The organism is Collinsella sp. An268, assembly GCF_002159765.1.
Classification (GTDB): Bacteria; Actinomycetota; Coriobacteriia; order Coriobacteriales; family Coriobacteriaceae; genus Coprousia.
The window spans coordinates 1-19,553 of sequence record NZ_NFJH01000008.1; the positions used below are offsets into that span (position 1 = coordinate 1).

Below are 19,553 nucleotides of genomic sequence, written 5' to 3' on the forward strand. Positions count from 1 at the left end.
TCGTTCGCATCGTCGACCTGAGCGGAATAGGGTACCTACCCTACTGCTCTCTCTCATCGTCTCTGGAAGATGGTGTCTTCTCTGTCTCCTGTGGGACACCGGGGCGAATCGCCCCGTGTCCTCCCGCGATATCCGGTTCTCAAGGTGCCCGCCGCGGCCTCCCCCGTGGGGTGCGGCCCGCGCGGCAAGGAGATATATTGCCACCCGGAGGGGCCGGGCGCAAGGGGGATTTTTAAGCACACATTTCCTACACATCTATTGCCTTGGGCGAATCATACTCTGCCCCAGAAATGCACGGTACTTCTATATGCGGGAGTGCTCCACCTATATAGGGCGGCTGACCGCCGCGCTTATATGACTTCATGCCTATATATGTTGGACACCACAGGTGCTTGTGAAGAGATCCAGCGGTTTAACGCCTTCCCCTATGCCCGCCTCATGCCGCTGCCGTCGCATCTGCCTCGGTTATTCCTCGTCCCCTTCTACCTATACCTATGCAAAGGGGCGCCCGGAGGCGCCCCTTAGTACCGTTGCATGCAACGGATATGCCCGACGTGTCGTCAGCCTTAGGCCTCGAGCGCCTTCTTGGCGATCGTGGCGAGCTCGTTGAAGCTCTCGATGTCCTCGTAGGCCATCTGGGCGAGCATCTTGCGGTCGAGCTCGATGCCGGCGAGCTTGAGGCCGTGCATGAACTGGCTGTAGGAGATGTCGTTCAGACGCGCGGCGGCGTTGATGCGCTGGATCCAGAGGCTGCGGATCTCGCGCTTCTTGTTGCGGCGGTCGCGGTACTGGTACTGGAGCGAGTGCTGGACCTGCTCCTTGGCGTGCTTATAGGTACGCGAAGCGGCACCGTAGTAGCCCTTCGCCATCTTCATAACGGTGCGGTGGTGCTTACGGGCCATAACGCCGCGCTTGACTCGTGCCATGTGAAATCACTCCTAGGTAAAACTCAGATCGTTGGAATCGGGTGCGCGCACTCGTTAGGCAAGACGCGACGTGATGACCTTGCGGTCGGCAGCGGAGATCGTGGTCTCCTGACGGAAGTTGCGCTTACGCTTGGTGGTCTTCTTGGTGAGGATGTGGCTCTTGAAGGCCTTGGCGCGCATGAGCTTGCCGGAACCGGTGACGCGGAAGCGCTTCTTGGTGCCGCTGTGGGACTTCATCTTGGGCATGGGTTACTCCTTAATCGCTTGACAGGTTACTTACGCTTGAGATTTGCTCTCGTTTTTGGCGGGCTTCTCGTCGAAGGCGCCCTTGATGGGAGCGAGCAGCATGATCATGTTGCGGCCCTCGAGCTTGGGCTGCGACTCGACCGTCGCCACATCCTTGAGGTCGGCGGACAGGCGCTCGAGCACGTTCAGGCCCTGCTCGGGATGCGCCATCTCGCGGCCACGGAACATGATGGTGACCTTGACGCGCGCGCCCTTCTTGAGGAAACGAAGAACATGGCCCTTCTTGGTCTCGTAGTCGCCCACGTCGATCTTGGGACGGAACTTCATCTCCTTGACCTCGACGCGCGACTGGTTCTTGCGCGCCTGCTTGGCCTTCATGGCCTGCTGGTACTTGAACTTACCGTAGTCCATCACGCGGCAAACCGGCGGATCGGCGTTGGGCGCGATCTCGACCAGGTCGAGACCCTGCTCGTCAGCAACGCGCTGCGCATCGCGGATGCCGAAGAGACCGAGCTGCGAGCCGTCGACGCCGATCAGGCGGCAACGCGTCGCGGTGATCTCGTCGTTGATGCGCGTGTCATCGTGCTTAGCTATTTTCGGTACCTCCCTCGTATGAGATATGCAGACGAAAAAACCCGGAGGCCTAAGGGCGTCCGGGCATCATCCATCATCAAACAGGCCCCAAGGGGCCGACCGTTTGCATATGTGATAACCAGACAGCTACCCTCGGGCGCCGCAAGGTGGGGGCCATATGCCCCGCTTCGTCAGGCACCGCTTTCGCAGTGCGGGTTGCATCTTACCACAAGGCCGACGTCTTCACGCCATCCTCACGAGCGTTGCAACCGTTCACCGCTCGAGTATGACCGTCTTCCCTCATAAAGCAACCGCTCCCCGAACTCTTGCTACCGCTCGGCCGCCCATCTCCATAAGGCCTATACAATATCGACTGTTGTGCACGCAACTGCATACCGTGCCCGATAGCCGGAAAGGAGGGCCGCTATGGGCCTTCGCTCGATGCTACGCAATCTGTTCGGACGCTCCGCCGGCGGGCGCGCCCGTGCGACGCATGCCGCACGGACCGTCGTCGCCGCACCGCCGGAACCCGAGATCGCACCGGGATACCCCGCCCGCGACTGGGAGGAGATCCCGCCGTACCTACCCGTCGACCCGGCCGAACACCGCGAAGCCGTCATCATCGCCACCGCCGTCGCCGCGGCCGATAGGCCCGAGACCTCGTTCTCGGTCAAACGCGTATCCCTGGCAAACCCCGAGTACCGCCGTGTGGCTTGCATCGCCACGGCGCTCGGTGCCGGAGCTCTCCCCGAGAGCTCCTTTGTCGTCAAGCACGTTTATCGTCAGAAGTCTTTGGAGGAGACCCATGCTGCGTAAATTCAAGATCTCGATCGACGGCACCGCCTATCTCGTGGAGATGGAGGAGGTCGGCGCCACCGCGACGCCCGCCGACGCCGTCGCCTCGCCCGCTGCCCCGGCCGCACCCGCCCCGGCGCCCGCTCCGGCGGCCCCCGCGCCCGCGCCTGCACCCGCACCGGCCGCCGCCCCCGCCGCCAGCGCCGGCGTCCCGAGCGGTGCCCACGTGCAGACGGCGCCCATGCCGGGCAAGATCGTCGACGTGAAGGTCAACGTGGGCGACACCGTTAAAGTCAACCAGCCCGTCCTCATCCTCGAGGCCATGAAGATGGAGTCCGAGATCGTGGCCGAGCAGGATGGCGTCGTCGCCTCCATCAATGTGGCCAAGGGCGACATGGTCAACCCCGGCGACACGCTCTTCTCGCTCTCGTAGCGCGCTCAGGTTGATCTGTCCCTACGAAGGAAGGTACTCCCTTGGAGATATTGATTGAAGGCGTCGTCTCGCTCGTCGCCGAACCCGGCCGCATCGCCATGATGCTCATCGGCGCCCTGCTCATGTACCTCGGCATCAAGAAGCAGTACGAGCCGACGCTCCTCGTGCCCATGGGCCTCGGCACGATTCTCGTGAACATCCCCGGCTCCGGCGTCCTCATGACCGGCGGTGAGCCCGGTCCGTTCCAGATCCTCTTCGACGCCGGCATCGAGACCGAGCTCTTCCCGCTTCTGCTCTTCATCGGCATCGGCGCGATGATCGACTTCGGCCCGCTCCTCTCAAACCCGTTCCTGCTGCTCTTTGGCGCCGCCGCGCAGTTTGGCATCTTCTTCGTCATCATCGTGGCGTCTCTTCTCGGCTTCGATATCAACGACGCCGCCTCCGCCGGCATCATCGCCGCCGCAGACGGCCCGACCTCGATCTTTGTGGCGAACTCGCTCGGATCGAAGTACATGGGCGCCATCATGGTCGCCGCGTACTCGTACATGGCGCTCGTGCCCATCATCCAGCCCTTCGCGGTGAAGCTCGTCACCACCAAGAAGGAGCGCCAGATCCGCATGAACTACAACCCGCGCTCGGTGTCCAAGACGGCCAAGATCCTCTTCCCCGTCATCATCTGCGTCATCGCGGGCCTCATCGCGCCCGACTCGCTTCCGCTCGTGGGCTTCCTCATGTTCGGCAACCTGCTGCGCGAGTGCGGCGTGCTCGACAACCTGTCCCAGTCCGCACAGAACGAGCTCGTGAACCTCATCTCCATCCTTCTCGGCCTCTGCGTCTCGGTCAAGATGGAGTACCACGACTTCCTGCAGCTCGATACCCTCATCATCATGGGGCTCGGCCTGTTGGGCTTCGTGATGGACTCCGTGGGCGGCGTGCTCTTCGCCAAGGTCTTGAACATCTTCCGCAAGGAGAAGATCAACCCCATGGTCGGCGCCGCCGGCATCTCGGCCTTCCCCATGAGCTCGCGCGTGATCCAGAAGCTCGCCACCGAGGAGGACCCGCAGAACTTCATCCTCATGCAGGCGGCGGGCGCCAACGTTGCCGGCCAGATCGCCTCGGTGGTCGCCGGCGGTCTCGTCCTCGGCCTTCTGCTCTAATTAGGAAGTGGTTCAGATGACCTTCAACATGGAGAACCTCGAGATCGCCGTCCAGATCCTCGGCCTCGGCTGGGGCGGCATCTTCCTCGTCATGCTCATCATATACCTCGTCTCGCTGGCGCTCGGACGCATCTTCCCGCCGAGCGACAGCGAGTAGACGCCGCCGCTTGAAAGGGGTGACACGATGACCCGCAAGATTCGCTTTATGGAAACCATCCTGCGTGACGGTCAGCAGAGCCAGATCGCCACGCGCATGCCCATCGAGGACATGCTGCCGGTGCTCGGGGACCTCGATGCAGCCGGCTTCTACGCGCTCGAGTGCTGGGGCGGCGCCACGTTTGACGCATGCCTGCGCTACCTCAACGAGGACCCGTGGGAGCGCCTGCGCACCATCCGCGAGCACGTCAAGAACACGAAGCTTCAGATGCTGCTGCGCGGCCAGAACCTCTTGGGCTACCACAACTACCCCGATGACGTCGTGGCCGCCTTCGTCAAGAAGTCGGTGGAGAACGGCATCGACGTGCTGCGCATCTTCGACGCGCTGAACGACACGCGCAACCTCAAGACCTCGATTCGAGCCGCCAAGGAGGCGGGCGGCGAGGTGCAGGCGGCCATCTCGTACACGACGAGCGACGTGCACACCGTGCGCTACTTCACCCAGCTCGCCATCGAGATGGAGCGCGCCGGCGCCGACTCCATCTGCATCAAGGACATGGCCGGCGTCCTCACGCCCGATGTCGCCACCGAGCTGGTGACCGAGATCAAGGGCTCGGTCGACATTCCCCTGCAGATCCATACGCACGGTACCGCCGGCATCGCCCAGATGACGCTGCTCAAGGCGGTCGAGGCCGGGGCGGACATCATCGACACGTGCCTCTCCCCCTTTGCCGAGGGAACGAGCCAGCCCGCAACCGAGTCGATGGCCATCGCCCTCGATGCGCTGGGCTACAAGACCGACCTCGATATCGAGACGCTCGAGAAGGTCGCGGAGCACTTCGTGCCCGTGCGCGACCGCTTCCTCGCCGACGGCATCCTGAATCCCAAGGTGCTGTCCGTCGAGCCCAAGGCGCTTCTGTACAAGGTGCCGGGCGGCATGCTCTCGAACCTCATCAACCAGCTGCACGACCTGGGCCTCGACGATAAGTACGACGAGGTGCTGGCCGAGGTGCCGCGCGTGCGCGCTGAACTCGGCTACCCGCCGCTCGTGACGCCGCTGTCGCAGATGGTGGGCACCCAGGCCCTCATGAACGTCGTCACCGGCGAGCGCTACAAGGTGGTCTCGAACGAGATCCGCGAGTACGTGCGCGGCATGTACGGCCGCTCGCCCGTGAAGATCAGCCGCGAGATCCGCGAGATGATCATCGGGGAGGAACAGCCCATCACCTGCCGCCCCGCCGACCTCATCCTGCCCGAGATGGGCAGGCTGCGCAAGGAGATTGCCTGCTACGCCCGCTCTGAGGAGGACGTGCTCAGCTACGCGCTCTTTCCCGAGCAGGCGCGCGACTTCTTGGGCCGCCGCGAGGACCCGTTCTACGACGTGCCCGTGCAGGAGGTCTCGGTCTCCATCGACGTCGTATAAGGTGCGCGGCGAGCTGCCCGTGTTTAGAGCGGCCCCGCCCATTCCCTTATGTGAGGCTTTGTCTGAAGAGCGCCCCTTTGAGGGCGCTCTTTTGTTGAGGAGCCAAACTGGCGTCGAACGTTTATCCCGGCCCCACCTCCCCGCGCGCCGGGATAAACCGGCAGATCGCGTACCCCTGAACAATCGGGAATGATGCGACGGATTGTATGCCCGCGCTGAAAAGGGGATGATGCGGTGGACTGAATGTCCGCGCGGAAAAGGGAGAGAAGCGGCGGATTGTATGAAATCTGGGGTAAAGACGGGGCGGATTGTATCTTTCCATACAATCCGCCCGTTCTTTGCACCCCTCTGAGCTGGGCTTTTGCCGTCGCAGAAACGGAACATACAATCTGCCTATACAATCTGCCGGCTTTCTCCCCATGGGGTCCCGAGCATACAATCTGCCGGTTTTATCCCCGCGGGGTCCCGAGCAAGCAACCCGTCCGCATAATCCCCCGCATCGCGGGACCAACCGTAGTGGATGCGGACGGAAGAGATGCCGGTGAGCGGTTGGCCACGCCTCGCGGCGCGACCGCCGACCTCGCTACACCACGGTCACGCGGCCGGCGTTGCCCACGATCGCCTTCGCCTCGGCGATGAGCGGGATGGAGCGCGCGTTCACGCGCGTCGGAATCTCGGCACGCATGTGCTGGCCGTCGCGCTGCTCGATGAAGAGCTCAACGCGGTCGCCGCCGGGGTTGGTGGCGAAGAGCGCCGCCAGGCGGGCCATGTTGCTCTGGGAGAAGCGCGCGCTCGGCACCATCACCTCAAACACCTTGGGGCGGTTGGCCTCGTCGTTGAGCTCGAGCGGCAGCACCTCCTGCGCGATGATCTGGTCGCCGCGGTCGCTCCGCTCGAGCTTGCCGCGCACGCGGATGAACGCGTCCGAGAGCACGGCGCCCGTCTCGGGGTCGGTCTCGCCGTAGAGGAAGCTCTCGCACTCCTTGTAGACCTTGGGGAACATGACGATGGTCGCCTCGCCCTCCATGTCCTCCAGGCGCACGATCGCCATGGGATCGCCCTTTTTGGTGACGCGCTTCCCCACCTCGGCGACCATGCCGGCGAACCAGTACGGCTTGCCCTCGGGGATGGCCTTGTTGACGGTCCCGCCGCCGGGCGCCGCAACCTCAAAGCCCGTATCGATCTGCGAGAGCGTGTACTCGCGCGCCTTGCCGAGCGCGTACTCGTAGGGGCGCAGCGGGTGGTCGGAGACGTAGATGCCGAGCACCTCGCGCTCTTGGGAGAGCTTGGTGTGACGGTCCCACTCCTGCCCGTCCGGCTCGGGAACGGAGACCTCGAAGCCCGAGCCCTCCACGTCACCGAACATATCGAAGAATGATACCTGGCCCGATGCCTGCTCCTTCTGACGGCGCGCGGCGGCGTCGACGATGTTCTCGGGGTTCTCCTTGTCGACGAAGCTCATGAGCTGACGGCGCGTGTACCCCGAAGAGTCGAACGCTCCTGCCTTGATGAGGGCCTCGATGACGCGGCGGTTCGCCTGGCTCGAATCGACACGGTCGACGAAATCGTGCAGGTTCTTGAAGGGACCGCCCGCCTCGCGCTCGGCGATGATCGCGTCGGCCACGCCCTCGCCCACGCCGCGGATGCCCGCGAGGCCGAAGCGGATACCCTCGGTGACGGCCGTGAACTCGCGGCCCGATTCGTTGACATCCGGCGGCAGCACCTGGATGCCGTCGTGACGGCAGGCCGAGATGTAGTGCACGATCTTATCGGTCTTGCCCGTATAGGACGTGAGCACGGCCGCCATGTACTCGTTGGGGTAATGGGCCTTCAGCCATGCCGTCTGCATAACGAGGATGGCGTAGCCGGCGGAGTGCGACTTGTTGAACGCGTAGGATGCGAACTCGAGCACGTCGTCCCAGATGCGCTGGGCGGTCTCGCGCTTGTAGTCGTTGCGCTCCGCACCGTTCATCCAATGGTCGTAGATGGTCTCCTCGTGCCCGTCCTCCCAGGTGAAGACCTGCTCGGTGAGCATCTTGATCTTCTTTTTGGCCACGGGCTTGCGGATACGGCTGTCCGACTCGCCCTTGGAGAAGCCGCACATCTCGACGGAGATGTTCATAACCTGCTCCTGGTAGACCATGGTGCCATAGGTCTCGCCCAAGATATCGTCCAAGCGCGGGTCGTAGGAGACGGCGGGCTCCTTGCCGTTCATGCGGTTGATGTAGCTCGTTACCATGCCGGCACCCAAAGGTCCCGGACGGTAGAGGGCGATCAGAGCGACCACGTGCTTGTACTCGGTCGGCTTCATGTTCTTGATCGTGGCCGTCATGCCGGCGGACTCGATCTGGAAGACGCCGGCGGTGTGACCGGTCTGCATCAGCTTGAAGATCTCGGGATCGTCGAACGGGATCTCATCCGGGTTGATGTCGATGCCGAAGTTCGCCTTGATGTTCGCCTTCGCCTTGGAGATGACGGTGAGCGTACGGAGTCCCAGGAAGTCCATCTTGAGGAGGCCCATATCCGCCACGGTATGGCCTTCGTACTGCGTGATCTCCACGCCGCCCTTGGTGTCGAGCTTGGTGGGCACGTGCTCGTTCACCGGGTCGCGGCAGATAAGGACGGCGCAGGCGTGCACGCCCTCGCCGCGCGTCAGTCCCTCGATAGCGAGCGCCGCGTCGATGATGCGGCGGGCATCGTCATCGGTGCGGTAGGCGTCGGCGAAGTCGGGGTTGTAGTTCTCCTCGTGCCCCTCTTGGCGCTCGAGCACCTGACGGAGCTTGACCTTGGGGTCTGACGAGATCATCTTCGACAGGCGCTGGCCCATGTAGACGGGGAAGTCGAGCACGCGGGCCGCATCGTTGATGGCCTGCTTGGCCTTGATGGTCGAGTAGGTGATGACGTGGGTGACCTTCTCGGAGCCGTAGAGCTGGCGGACGTGCTCCACCACCTCCAGGCGACGCTCATCGTCGAAGTCCATATCGATATCGGGCATCTCGGTACGTTCCGGCGAGAGGAATCGCTCGAACATGAGGCCGTTGGACAGCGGGTCGAAGGTCGTGATGTCCATCGCATAGGCAACGAGCGCGCCCGCCGCCGAGCCACGGCCCGGGCCGACGCCGATGCCGTTCTGCTTGGCCCAGCGCACGTACTCCGCCACGATGAGGAAGTACGCCGCGAAACCCTTGTCGCAGATGACCTTGTACTCGAACTCGAAGCGCTCCTTGACGGAGACGCCGCCGATGACCTGGTCGGCCCAATCGTCGCCGTAGCGCTTGGCAAGACCGGCCTCGCACTCGCGGCGAAACTGGCTCTCATGCGTCTCGCCGGGGTCGAGCAGCGGGTAGCGCGGCAGGATGATCTGGCCCCACTCGAGCTGCACGTCGCATTTCTCGGCGATCTCGAGGGTGTTGTCGCAGGCCTCCGGGCAATAGGGGAACAGGGCGCGCATCTCCTCCTCGGTCTTCATGTAGAACTCCGAGCCCGTCATGCGGATGCGATTGGGGTCGTCGACCTTGGAGTTGGTGCCGATGCACATCATGATGTCCTGCACCGGCGCGTCGTCGCGCACGAGGTAGTGGAAGTCGTTGGCGGCGATGACCTTGACGCCCACCTGGTGGGCGAGGTCGATGAGCTGGCGGTTGATCTCCTCCTCGGTGTTGCCGCGTTCGGTGGTGATGCCGTGCTCTTGGATCTCGATATAGAAGTTGCCGGGCTCAAACAGGTCGCGGAACGTCTCCGCCCACTTGAGCGCCTCGGCGGGGTTGCCGAAATCGATGTTGCGCATGACGATGCCCGACAGGCACGCCGAGGTGGCGATGATGCCCTCGGCATGGCGGCGAAGGTTGTCGAGCGTTACGCGCGGCTTGTAGTAGAAGCCCTGGACGGCCGCCTCCGACACGATCTGCATGAGGTTGACGTAGCCGGTGTGGTTCCGGGCGAGCAGGATCATATGGTAGAGCTCGGGTTTGCGGTCGCGCGCGAGGGTGTCGTCCGGGGTGAAGTAGACCTCGCAGCCAAAGATGGGCTTGATGACGGGTGCGGGCTTGGCCGCATCGAGCGAGCCCGTCTCGGTCCAGACGGCGCAGTCGCGCTCCCACTGGGCGCGCGCCTTCTCGTCGGCGGGAGCCTCGCCGAAGCCCTCCTCGGCAAACGTCGCCTTGTCGTGCTTCCACTGACGGAAGTCGGGCGCGGCGTTGTTGACGGCATCGCAGGCGAGACCGAGCTCTGGGATGCCGTACATGTAGCCGTGGTCGGTGAGCGCCACGGCGGGCATACCGAGCTCCACGGCGCGCTTGACCATATCGCCCACGCGCGTGGCGCCGTCGAGCATAGAGTATTCGGAATGGTTGTGCAGGTGAACGAAGGCCACGGATGCTGCTCCTCATCTGATGTGCTGGCGTACGTCGCTCAAGCATCGAGCGTTGCGGTGCTACCCGATTCTACCGCAGCGGCCGGACAGGAATCTCACCTCGCGAAGCCCTCACACCGTGTTCGATGGCGGAAGCGACGCCGACCGTCGCGGCTCAGTTATCGGTATCCTGCGTGTCGAGCTCCGCCAGAAGCGGGTTCTTGCGACGGGCCTCGCGGTCTTTCTTCGCATAGCTCACGATGCTCTTGAGCGTCTGGTCCGCGCGCTTCTCGGCGCGCTTCTCATAGCGCGCGAGACGCCAGCGCTCAAACCAGCCCCCTGTGGCGCGCGGGTTCACGAACTTTTCCGAATAGGTGAGGATCATGCCCTCGCCCGCGGGCTCGGCACGGTAGCAGATGGTGTTCACGCCCGAGCTGTAGGTGAACTTCACCTCGTAGACCTCGGGGTAGCGGTACTTGCGGATCTTGACGTCGAGCGTCGTCCCGTTCTTGCCGCCCTGCTTGGAGCGCTTCGTGTAGCGCATGCCGGCGAGCTTCTTGCGCGTCACGGGCTTGCCCGTCGCCTTCTCCGCATCCTCCAGAATGGTCTTCTCGATCTGGTCGAAGAATTCCTCCGGCGTGATATCCAACTCCCGTGTGAACTCCATGGCGTCCTCCTGTATGGCACGGGCGGTGCCGCGCGGCGCCGCCCTCTCTCGGTACGTCTCCCCTATAGGACGACGGAGGCCCCGTAGGACCTCCGCCATCAGTGTATCAGGTGTGCGGACGGGTGCTAATCGTCCTTGCGCGGACGCGCGAGGTCCTCGAGCGAGACGCCCGGATAGCGCTTCTCGAAGTTCTCCTGGAACATGCCGGCGAGCTTCTTGGCTGCCTTGTCATACTCCTCCGGGTCCGCCCAGGTCTCACGCGGGTTGAGCAGGGTCGAGGGGACGCCCAGGCACTCGCGCGGCACGTCGACGTTGAAGATCTCGTCGCGGCGGTAGCCGGCGTCGTCGATGGAGCCGTCCATGGCGGCGCGCACGAGCGCGCGGGTGTGCGACAGCGCGATGCGGTGGCCGATGCCGTAGGGGCCGCCCGTCCAACCGGTGTTGACGAGGTAGACGCGCGTGTTGTGGCGCACGATCTTCTCGCCGAGCAGGTAGGCGTAGACCATGTGGTCGAGCGGCATGAAGGGCTCGCCGAAGAGCGCGGAGAACGTGGGCGTGGGCTCCACGATGCCCACCTCGGTGCCGGCGACCTTGGCGGTGTAGCCGGTCAGGAAGTGGAACATGGCCTCCTCGCGGGAGAGCTTGGAGATGGGCGGCAGCACGCCGTAGGCATCCGCCGTGAGGAAGAGCACGACGCTCGGGCTCTCGCCGACGCCGGACTCGACGACGCGCTCGATATGCTCGATCGGGTAGGCGGCGCGGCCGTTCTCGGTGATGGAGCTGTCGGAGTAGATGGGCTCGCGGGTCTTGCGGTCGAGCTTGACGTTCTCGGACACCGAGCCGAAGGTGATGGCGTCATAGATATCGGGCTCGCGCTCGCGCGTGAGGTCGATGGTCTTGGCGTAGCAGCCGCCCTCGATGTTGAAGATGCCGCGCGGTGACCAGCCGTGCTCGTCGTCGCCGATGAGCAGGCGCTCGGGATCGGCCGAGAGGGTGGTCTTACCCGTACCGGAGAGGCCGAAGAGGATGGCCGTCTTGCCCGTCTTGGGGTCGACGTTTGCCGAGCAGTGCATCGGCAGCACGCCGTCCTCGATGGGCAGCAGGTAGTTCATCATCGTGAAGATGGCCTTCTTGATCTCGCCGCAATACCCGGTGCCGGCGACCACGATCTTCTTGTGGTTCATGTCGAGGATGACGGCGGCGGGGGCGAGGCCGTCGCGGTCGGTCGCGCACACATAGGTGGGCGCCGCGTACACGGTGATATCCGGGCGGCCGAAGTTCTCAAGCTCCTCCGCCGTCGGGCGCACGAGCATCTGGCGGATGAAGAGCGCCTGATGCGCGCGCTCGCACACGATCATGACCTTGCGAGCGTACTTGCGGTCGGCGCCGGCATAGCCGCGCACGACGAAGAGGTGGCGGCGCTGCGACATGTAGCGCGCGACGTTCTTGCGGACGCGCTTGTAGGTCGCCTCGTCGATGGGCTTGTTCTGCTTGCTGTTCCAGTTGATGTTCTTGTCCGCCTCGCCGGCGTCGACGAGGTAGCGGTACTCGGGGCTGCGGCCGGTGAAGGCGCCCGTCGAGACGGAGAGCGAACCGGTCGAGGTGAGGTAGGCCTCGTGGTGGGAGACGGCGTGCTCGATGAGCTTCGCCGGGCTCCAGTCGACGTGCACACGGTCCTGGTCCACCTCGATGCCGAGGTTGATCAGGATAGATTCAATCATGGGCTCGGTCATATACACTCCTTGGGATAGAGGGCCTGTACGCACCATCTTTTTCAGTATGGCCGAGTAGACGCTAGGCAAATCACCGCAAACGGCATCCGTTCGGTGAGCGGTAGCGATGGGCCCGTGGGGAGACGCCCCTTCGCTTCGCGCTTCGAGCAGTCCTGGCTCGCTCGGAGGCGCCGCTGGCGCCTCCGGCTCGTGCGGAACTTGCGCGAAGCGAAGGGGCGTCTCCCCACGACCAAGGCGGTTACCGCTCGTAGGTGACCACTTGGGGCTCGCCGGGGTGCTCGGGGTCGTCGATCTCCACGCGAACGAACTTGAGCGTCACGCGGCCATAACCTGCCTTGTGGAGCACGTCGGCGTACACATCGGCCTGCAGGCGATGCTTCTCCTCAAGCCCCTCGGGGGTCTCGGAGGCGCTGCCGCCCGTTTTGTAGTCGATCACGAGTGCTTCCCCGGGGCGCGACGGGTCGGTCGCCAGAAGGTCGATGGCGCCCTCCGCGTACGCGCCGAACCGCTCGCGGAGCCATTCGGCGCCCTGCGAGAAGAACGGCACCTCAGCGCGCAGCTGCGCCCAAGAACGCGCCTCGGCGCGCACGCGCGAGCGTTCCCAGCGCTCCAGCGCCGCCTCCAGGCGGGCGCGCTGACGCGCGGTCACGCCCCAGTAACGGCACTGCGCCTCGATGCGCGCGGCGGGCACTGCCTCCTCCCCCGTCTCGACGAGCCACTGCGCGAGCGCATGGAACGCCGATCCGAGCGCGGTGGGATCCCCCTCGAGGTCCGAGCGCGGCGCAGGGGCCGGCACCTCGGCAGCGGATGGCGCGGGGGCGCCCGCGACAGCGGACACGTCGGCCCAGGGGGCATCGTCGCCCTCCGCCGGTTCCGTGCGCGAGCCGCGGTCCTCCGCCTCGGCGTGCAGGGCGGCGGCGACCGAGGTGTAGCTGTAGCTCGCCCTCGGGGGACGCGCCGCCGGCGCGACCGTGACAGCGGGCGCCTGCGGCCACGTGAGCGCGAACGAGCGCGCTGCCTCCTCCGCGGGGACGTCCGGCTCCACGGGGTCTTCCCCTTCCGGCGCGGGCGCGGCCACCGGATAGTCCGCAGCGGCGAAATGCACCTGCGGGCCCTTTTTGCCCTTGGACGGATAGTACGGGAAATCAAGGTCGTCGAGCAGGATGAGCTGCCAGTCGCCGGCATGCGCCCCCGGGAAGGAGAGCCGGTCGACGCCGAGATCGGTCGCCCCGATCTCGGGATCTGCCGGAAGGATGCGGCTCAGCACCTCGCCCACGAGCGACGTGGCGTGCCCTTCGCCAAGCTCGCTCGCGCCCGCCGCCCCGAGCGCCAAGATGGCGACCTCGCGGGCGCGCGTCAGGGCGACGTAGAGCTTGCGCGCCTGCTCCTCGTAATCCAGCAGGCCGTTCTTCCGGCGCAGGTAGGAGAACGCCTCGGTAGCGGTGGCGGGCAGCTCGTCCGCCTCGAGCACCTCCTCGTCGAGCGCCGGCGCGGTCCCCAGCAGGTCCTTATCGGAGGCCGGCTCGAAGCGGTTGGGGCGCGCCGTCCACCACGTGGCGCCGGCGCGCTCGAAGAGCTGCACGCGTCCGCGGTCCGAGCGGATGCCGTCGCACTCCGCCACGGCGACGACGGGAAACTCCAGGCCCTTCGACGCGTGGATGGTCATGATGCGCACGGCGTCGCCGTCCGCCCCCGAGAGCATGGCGGGTGACTCCTTCGCATGGGCGATGTGGTCGGCAAACGCTTCGGCGACAAGACGCGGGGCATATGCGCGCCCCTCCTCCACCTCCTCGACGATGGCGAGGGCCCGCAGCACGTTGGCGGCCTGGGCGTGCTCCTGCGCGCCGCCCTTCTCAAGGCGCCAGAGCCACCCCGCCTCGCTCACGACGTCGCGCGCGATAACCGAGACGCGGTCGCGCCCCACGCGGCCGAGGGCGTGGGCGAGCACCTCGCGGGCGCGCGCGACGAGCGGCAGCGCGCCGAACTCCGCCATGACATCGCCCGAGACGAGCGTATCGCCCGTGATGCTCCGGCTGTCGACGATGCCCGCCTCCGCATCCACATGGGTGGCGAGTGCGAGCAGCTCCGTCGCCCCGAAACCGAAGAGCGGCGAGGTGACAAGCGGGGTGATGCCCCGCTCGCCATCATCGGGATTGGCAAGAAAGTCGAGGAGCGCACCCACGACCCCCACCTCGGGCGCGCGGCGGAATACCGACGTGCCGCCCGAGACCACGCAGGGCATGCCGGCGGCGCGCACAGCATCGGCATAGATATCCGCCTTTGAGAGCGTCGCCATGATGATGACCATCTCGCCGGGAGCGAAGCCCTCCTCGTCGCGGAGGCGCACGAAGCGCGCCGCGATGGCCGCCGCCTTGGCGCGGGCGCGCTCCTCGGAGGTTCCGCCCGCGACGAGGAATGCCTGACGGCGCGACGTCTCGGGGCTCTTGAGCGCGCGGGCGCCGGCGCGGCGGTCCTCCCCGCAGGAGTCGAGGTGCAAGAAGTCGCGCCCGAGCGGGTTTGCCGCTCCGCCCTCGAACAGCGCGTCGGCATACGAGAGGATGTCCGCATGGCTGCGGAAGTTGACGTCGAGGTCGCACACCGTGCCGCCCTGCGCCGCGACCTCCTCCTTCTTGCCGCGGAAGACCGACACGTCCGCCCCGCGGAAACGGTAGATGGACTGCTGGGCGTCGCCCACGGTGCAGAGCTCGCGCCCGTCCGGGCTGCAGAGCAGGCGCACGAGCTCCACCTGCTGCTGAGCGGTGTCTTGGAACTCGTCCACCATGACCATCTTGAAGCGGCCGGCAAACTCCGCGCGCACCGCCGCATCGTTTTTGAGTGCGTCGTAGGCGAGCGCGAGCAGGTCGTCGTTGTCGAGCATCCCGCGCTCGCGCTTGAGCGCGGTGTACTCGCGCTCGACCTCGGCGGCGAGCGGGACGAGCTCGTCGAGCGCCTCGCGACGCGCCGCGAGATAGGCGTCGGCGAAGAAGAGCGCGCGCTCGGCGCGCACGTCGGCCACGGCATCCTTCTCGTCCTTACCCATGCCGCGCGCCCGGAGGTTCAACGTGCCGCACGCCGCAAAGCACGTGCGCAGGTGAGGAAGGTCGTGAGGCGACGCCTGCCACGCTTCGAGAGCCGCGACCGCCTCCTTGGCGGCGGCGTTGTTGGCGTAGCTCGGCGCCTCGGCGATCTCGCGATACGCCTCGTACAGCTCCCGGAAAGGCGGGCGCGGGGGCACCTGACGAAAGGCATCGAGCCCGGTGAGCGAGGCGGACACGCGCGCCAGAAGGGCTATGAGGATGGCGAGCAGGTTGTCGAGGTCGTGCGAGCCCGCCTGGGCCCCCTCGAGCTGAAACGCATGCAGGACGGCGTCGAAAGCGCCCGCGCCATCTGCATCCTCGTCGGTGACACGGCGGATGACGTGCTCTGCGGCCAGGCGCTTGAGGTCGTCGGCGTAGTCCGCGACGGTAAACGCCGGGTCCACGCCGAGGTCGAGGGCGTGCGCGCGGATGATGCGGGCGCACATGCCGTGGATGGTGGAGATCCAGGCGCCGTCGACCCGCTCCGCCTCGCGCGCGAGCCCCGTCTGGATGAGGGCGGCGCGGATGCGCTCCTTGAGCTCTGCCGCCGCCTTATCGGTGAACGTGATGGCGAGCACCTGATCGATGCTGTCGAGAAAGGCCTCGGGCACCTCCGGGTCCGCCCACAGCTCCCGCGACCTGGACCCCGGCGTGAGCGCGTAGAGCACGCGCTGGGTGAGCGTGAACGTCTTGCCCGAGCCGGCGCCTGCCGATACGAACAGCGGGCCCTCGAGCGTGCGTACGATACGCTCCTGCTTGCGGTCGAGACGGGGCATGGGTCAGCGCCTCCTCGGGCACATCGTAAGGGGACAGTACGTGCAGGCATCCGCAGCGGGCGCCGGTGCGATGCGCCCGGCGGCGAGCGCGGAGAGCTCCAGGGAGATGGCGTGCTCCACCTGCACGAGCAGCGCCTCGAACGAGAGCGTGCCGTCGTGTTTCGCCGTGCGGCTCCTCGGCTGCTTGACGCCGGGGTAGCCCGACACCTTGTCATGCGGGAAGGCGGCGGGCTCGCTCTCGGTGAGCGCCGCCGCAACAGCACCTCGCACCACCGGTCCGCGCGTGCCGAAATAGACCGCACCCTGCGGCGAGCCCCCGGTTAGGCGCGCATAGGCCGTCGCATAGATGAGTGTCTGCACCTTGGGCGAGCGGTCCTCGTCGCGCCCCGGCAACCACATCTCGTCGAGCGCCTCTCCCTCGTCGCGCACCATGGTGGGATCGGGGCAGGCGAACTCGCCCAGCGCGCCGCGGTTCTTGTAGTCGATGACCACGAAGCGCGCGCCGGAACCGGCGTCGGGCGCCACGTCGATACGGTCGATGCGGCCGCCGAGCGGATAGCCGGCGTAGCTGACGCCCTCCTTATCGAAGGCGTACTCGAACAGCTCGGGCACGAAGATGCCGAGCATATCGCTCTCATAGCGCACGACCTCGTGCAGCTTGGGCCGGATGGCCTCGATCTGGCCGCGCTCGATCTCGTCGGTCGCCACCAGCGGCGCCTTGATCGTCTGCGGGCGACCGCCCGCCGCCTTAGCGTACTTGCCGTGCGTGTACTTGCCGCGGGCATGGTCGGCGCGCATCTCGTCGAAAGCGGCATCCATCTCGGCGCGGCAGGCCTCGAGGTTCTGCGGGGTAACGCGCACAAGGCCGCCCTCACGCAGGCGCTCGTGGAAGCGCTGCATGACATCGTGCACGAAGTTGCCCATCTCGATGGGCCCGAACCCGAGGTCGAGACGACGCGTCGCGGCGCGGTTGGAGACGAGCCACCGGTAGGGGCACGCTAGGTAGTTCTCTATCTGCGAGGCGGAAAGCGTGCGGGGGCGCGCCTCCCCTCCCACGGCGCGCGTGGGCAGGAGCACATAGGGGACGAGCTCGGGCGCGAGCGCGAAGACGCCAGCGCGCGGGGCATCGTCCACGCGCGCGTCCCGCCAGCCCGCGGGGTCCGCATTGGCGGCGAGGGCGCCCTCGTGGGGCAGCGCGACCGCCGGCCACCCGGAGCCCTGCTCCCCCGCCGCCCTTGCGCGCAGCTCGCCCACCGCGAGCGCGGCGAAGCGCTCCTCGCCGTGGGCATCGTGCGCCACGTAGGCGAGCGCGCGGGCGCGGCCCGTCGCGAGGGCGCGGGAGATCTGCCGGCGCTGACGCGCCGCCGGGGCGATCGCGAGCGGGGCCGCCCCCAGCTTCTCGCCGAGAAGCTCGTCTACGGTGGTCCGGTGCGCGAGCGGGTAGGAGGCGGCATCGACGTCGGTGAGAAGGACGGCATCCACCTGGCCGCTCCGCTCATCCGCCAGCGCGTCCACATCAAAGATGCGCACCCCAGCGCCCGCACGCGCCGCCTCATCGTCCGCCGCGCCCTCGCGCGCGGGAGCAGAGGAGAGGGCCGTGCGCAGCCGCAGGCCCTCGAGCACCGTGTGGGCGCGCTCGCCCGCGAGCCCCAGCGCCCGCGCGCGCTCGAAGAGCTCGAGCGCTGCATCGAGCGCAGCGAGCTCGGTGAGCTGCGCCGCCGTGCCCTCGGCCCCAAACGCCGCGGGGGAGGCCGCTGCCGCCGCATCGCGCATGAGCTTGAGTGCGCGGGCGTACTGCGCGCCCGCGAGCGCGTCGAGCACCGGCTTCATCACAACGGGGCGCGGGTCTGCGCCGGTGCGCTCCGCATACTCGTGCATCCGCTGCTGCTCCCGGCTCTGGAGCCGGTCGAGCTCGGCCATGAGCGAGACGGCGTCGAACTTGCGCGTCTTTCGCAGGCGCGTATCGAGCGCGCGCGCCGTGCGCGACGCCCCCGGACCGAGGCCGGAGAAGGGCGAGCGGATCCAATCGGGCAGCTCGGGCGCCGGCCACCATGCGCTCGGCTCCTCCGTCTCCACCCGTCCGAGGAAATCCATCAGCACGGCAAGCGTCTCGCCGGCGCGCGTCCGGGCGAAGGGAAGCGTCCCCTCCGCACGCACCGCCAGCCCGCGCGCCGCCAAGCGCGGGGCGAGGCGGCGAAACGTGTCCACGGGACGCGGGGCAGCGACCGCGACCGCGCCGGCTGCCGCGGCAGCGATGAGCTCGGTGTAGGCGGCGTCGCGCGCCGTGGGGCCCGCGACCTCGAAGATCGCCGGGCCGCCGGGAGCGCCGGGCGCCGCGATAGCAGGAGTCGGGGCCGGCCCGGCGTCTTCCACCTCCACCGTCACCCCGCGGGTGCGCGCCGCATCCGCCACCGCGGCGCCGAGGGCGGCGGCCCCGGTATCGACTGAGAACGTGGCCGAACCCGTGCGCGCGACGGCAGCCAGAAGATCGAGCAGATAGCACGGCACCTCATCCAGCTCGCGCACGAAAAGGGCCCGCGCCTGCGGCGGAAGCCCGTCGCGCGCAAACGCCGTCGCGAGCGCATCCGCCGCCTGAGCGGGCTCCATGAGGCCGCGCTCGTCCAGCAGGGCCGCGTAGCGCGCGAGCGCCTTCAGAACCAGACGCTCCGCAACGGTGACCGCCGCGTCCTCCGCCGCGCCGTCGATCGCCCGGGGCAGATACGCCCGCGCCGCCCGGGCGAGCATGTCGACCGTGCCCGCCGTCTCGCGCAGCAGCCGGGCACCGCCCGCAGCCGCCCCCTCGGCCGCGCCCGCGGCCTCGCCTTCGGCAAGGACCTCGGCTATAAGCAGCCGACGGGCAGGGGCATCCACCAGCTGGCGCCCATCGCCCCAAAGCTCCCAGAGACCGGCGATCCAGGCATCTGCCGTCGTCACCTCGACGGCAACGCCCAGGCCCGCATCCGCCAGATCGCGCCGGCAGCGATCGCGCACCGCGAACCGCGGCACGACAAGCGTCGCCCTGCCCGTCTCGGCGACCGCCTCGGCGAGCGCGGCGACCTCATCGGGCGCGAGGCGGTTCTCGCGCGGGGCTATCGAGATGGTGAGCGGCATACGACCTCCGTCCTCACGGAATCCGTCTTCTGGATAGTATCCTAACGGCCCGTGCGGACAAGAAAAAGGACATATGCGACAGATGGCCGCTCCTCATAGCGGGCGGCCCCGTGAAAACGCTCCGGATGC

General features: G+C 66.9%; 13 protein-coding genes. 5 read left to right on the plus strand and 8 right to left on the minus strand.

The features are described 5' to 3' along the window. Positions 1-566 precede the first annotated feature (566 nt). From rplT to infC, 3 genes are read right to left on the minus strand one after another with little or no spacing between them, the layout of a single operon-like run. Entirely contained in the window at positions 567-926 is a 360-nt protein-coding gene (rplT, locus tag B5F70_RS07145; protein ID WP_087204893.1) for a 50S ribosomal protein L20, read from the minus strand. Positions 927-980: 54 nt separating this feature from the next. Further along, positions 981-1,172, minus strand: a complete 192-nt coding sequence (gene rpmI, locus B5F70_RS07150; protein ID WP_087204894.1) for a 50S ribosomal protein L35 — start codon at positions 1,170-1,172, stop codon at positions 981-983. A gap of 30 nt (positions 1,173-1,202) precedes the next feature. Then, positions 1,203-1,766 carry a translation initiation factor IF-3 gene (infC, locus tag B5F70_RS07155; RefSeq protein WP_204556231.1) on the minus strand — a complete coding sequence of 188 codons (564 nt, stop codon included), beginning with the start codon at positions 1,764-1,766 and terminating at the stop codon, positions 1,203-1,205. 405 nt (positions 1,767-2,171) lie between these two features. On the opposite strand from infC, the gene B5F70_RS07160 reads away from it, so the two are divergent. The 5 genes from B5F70_RS07160 to B5F70_RS07180 are packed head-to-tail and all read left to right on the plus strand — an operon-like array spanning position 2,172 to position 5,709. Continuing rightward, a complete protein-coding gene (locus B5F70_RS07160) occupies positions 2,172-2,561 on the plus strand; it encodes a hypothetical protein (protein ID WP_087204896.1) in 390 nt (129 codons plus the stop codon). Continuing rightward, positions 2,551-2,973, plus strand: coding sequence for a biotin/lipoyl-containing protein (locus tag B5F70_RS10980; protein WP_087204897.1), 423 nt, complete (start codon positions 2,551-2,553; stop codon positions 2,971-2,973). The genes B5F70_RS07160 and B5F70_RS10980 overlap by 11 nt, the downstream gene beginning before the upstream one ends. A 41-nt stretch (positions 2,974-3,014) precedes the next feature. After that, on the plus strand, positions 3,015-4,130 hold the full coding sequence (locus tag B5F70_RS07170) for a sodium ion-translocating decarboxylase subunit beta (protein ID WP_087204898.1): 1,116 nt from the start codon (positions 3,015-3,017) through the stop codon (positions 4,128-4,130). 16 nt (positions 4,131-4,146) lie between these two features. Then, complete coding sequence (locus B5F70_RS10700; RefSeq protein WP_087204899.1) at positions 4,147-4,287, plus strand: OadG-related small transporter subunit; 141 nt, start codon at positions 4,147-4,149, stop codon at positions 4,285-4,287. Positions 4,288-4,314: 27 nt separating this feature from the next. Continuing rightward, on the plus strand, positions 4,315-5,709 hold the full coding sequence (locus tag B5F70_RS07180; RefSeq protein WP_087204900.1) for an oxaloacetate decarboxylase subunit alpha: 1,395 nt from the start codon (positions 4,315-4,317) through the stop codon (positions 5,707-5,709). A gap of 583 nt (positions 5,710-6,292) precedes the next feature. On the opposite strand, the gene dnaE is transcribed toward B5F70_RS07180, so the two are convergent. The 5 genes from dnaE to B5F70_RS07205 form a co-directional block, all read right to left on the minus strand. Continuing rightward, complete coding sequence (gene dnaE / locus B5F70_RS07185; protein WP_087204901.1) at positions 6,293-10,081, minus strand: DNA polymerase III subunit alpha; 3,789 nt, start codon at positions 10,079-10,081, stop codon at positions 6,293-6,295. A 154-nt stretch (positions 10,082-10,235) separates the two neighbouring features. Continuing rightward, positions 10,236-10,727, minus strand: a complete 492-nt coding sequence (locus tag B5F70_RS07190; RefSeq protein WP_087204902.1) for a DUF3284 domain-containing protein — start codon at positions 10,725-10,727, stop codon at positions 10,236-10,238. Positions 10,728-10,852: 125 nt separating this feature from the next. Further along, on the minus strand, positions 10,853-12,460 hold the full coding sequence (pckA, locus tag B5F70_RS07195) for a phosphoenolpyruvate carboxykinase (ATP) (protein ID WP_239463718.1): 1,608 nt from the start codon (positions 12,458-12,460) through the stop codon (positions 10,853-10,855). Positions 12,461-12,698: 238 nt separating this feature from the next. Next, positions 12,699-16,313 carry a UvrD-helicase domain-containing protein gene (locus tag B5F70_RS07200; RefSeq protein ID WP_087204903.1) on the minus strand — a complete coding sequence of 1,205 codons (3,615 nt, stop codon included), beginning with the start codon at positions 16,311-16,313 and terminating at the stop codon, positions 12,699-12,701. A gap of 3 nt (positions 16,314-16,316) precedes the next feature. Next, positions 16,317-19,424 carry a PD-(D/E)XK nuclease family protein gene (locus B5F70_RS07205; protein WP_087204904.1) on the minus strand — a complete coding sequence of 1,036 codons (3,108 nt, stop codon included), beginning with the start codon at positions 19,422-19,424 and terminating at the stop codon, positions 16,317-16,319. Positions 19,425-19,553 lie beyond the last annotated feature (129 nt).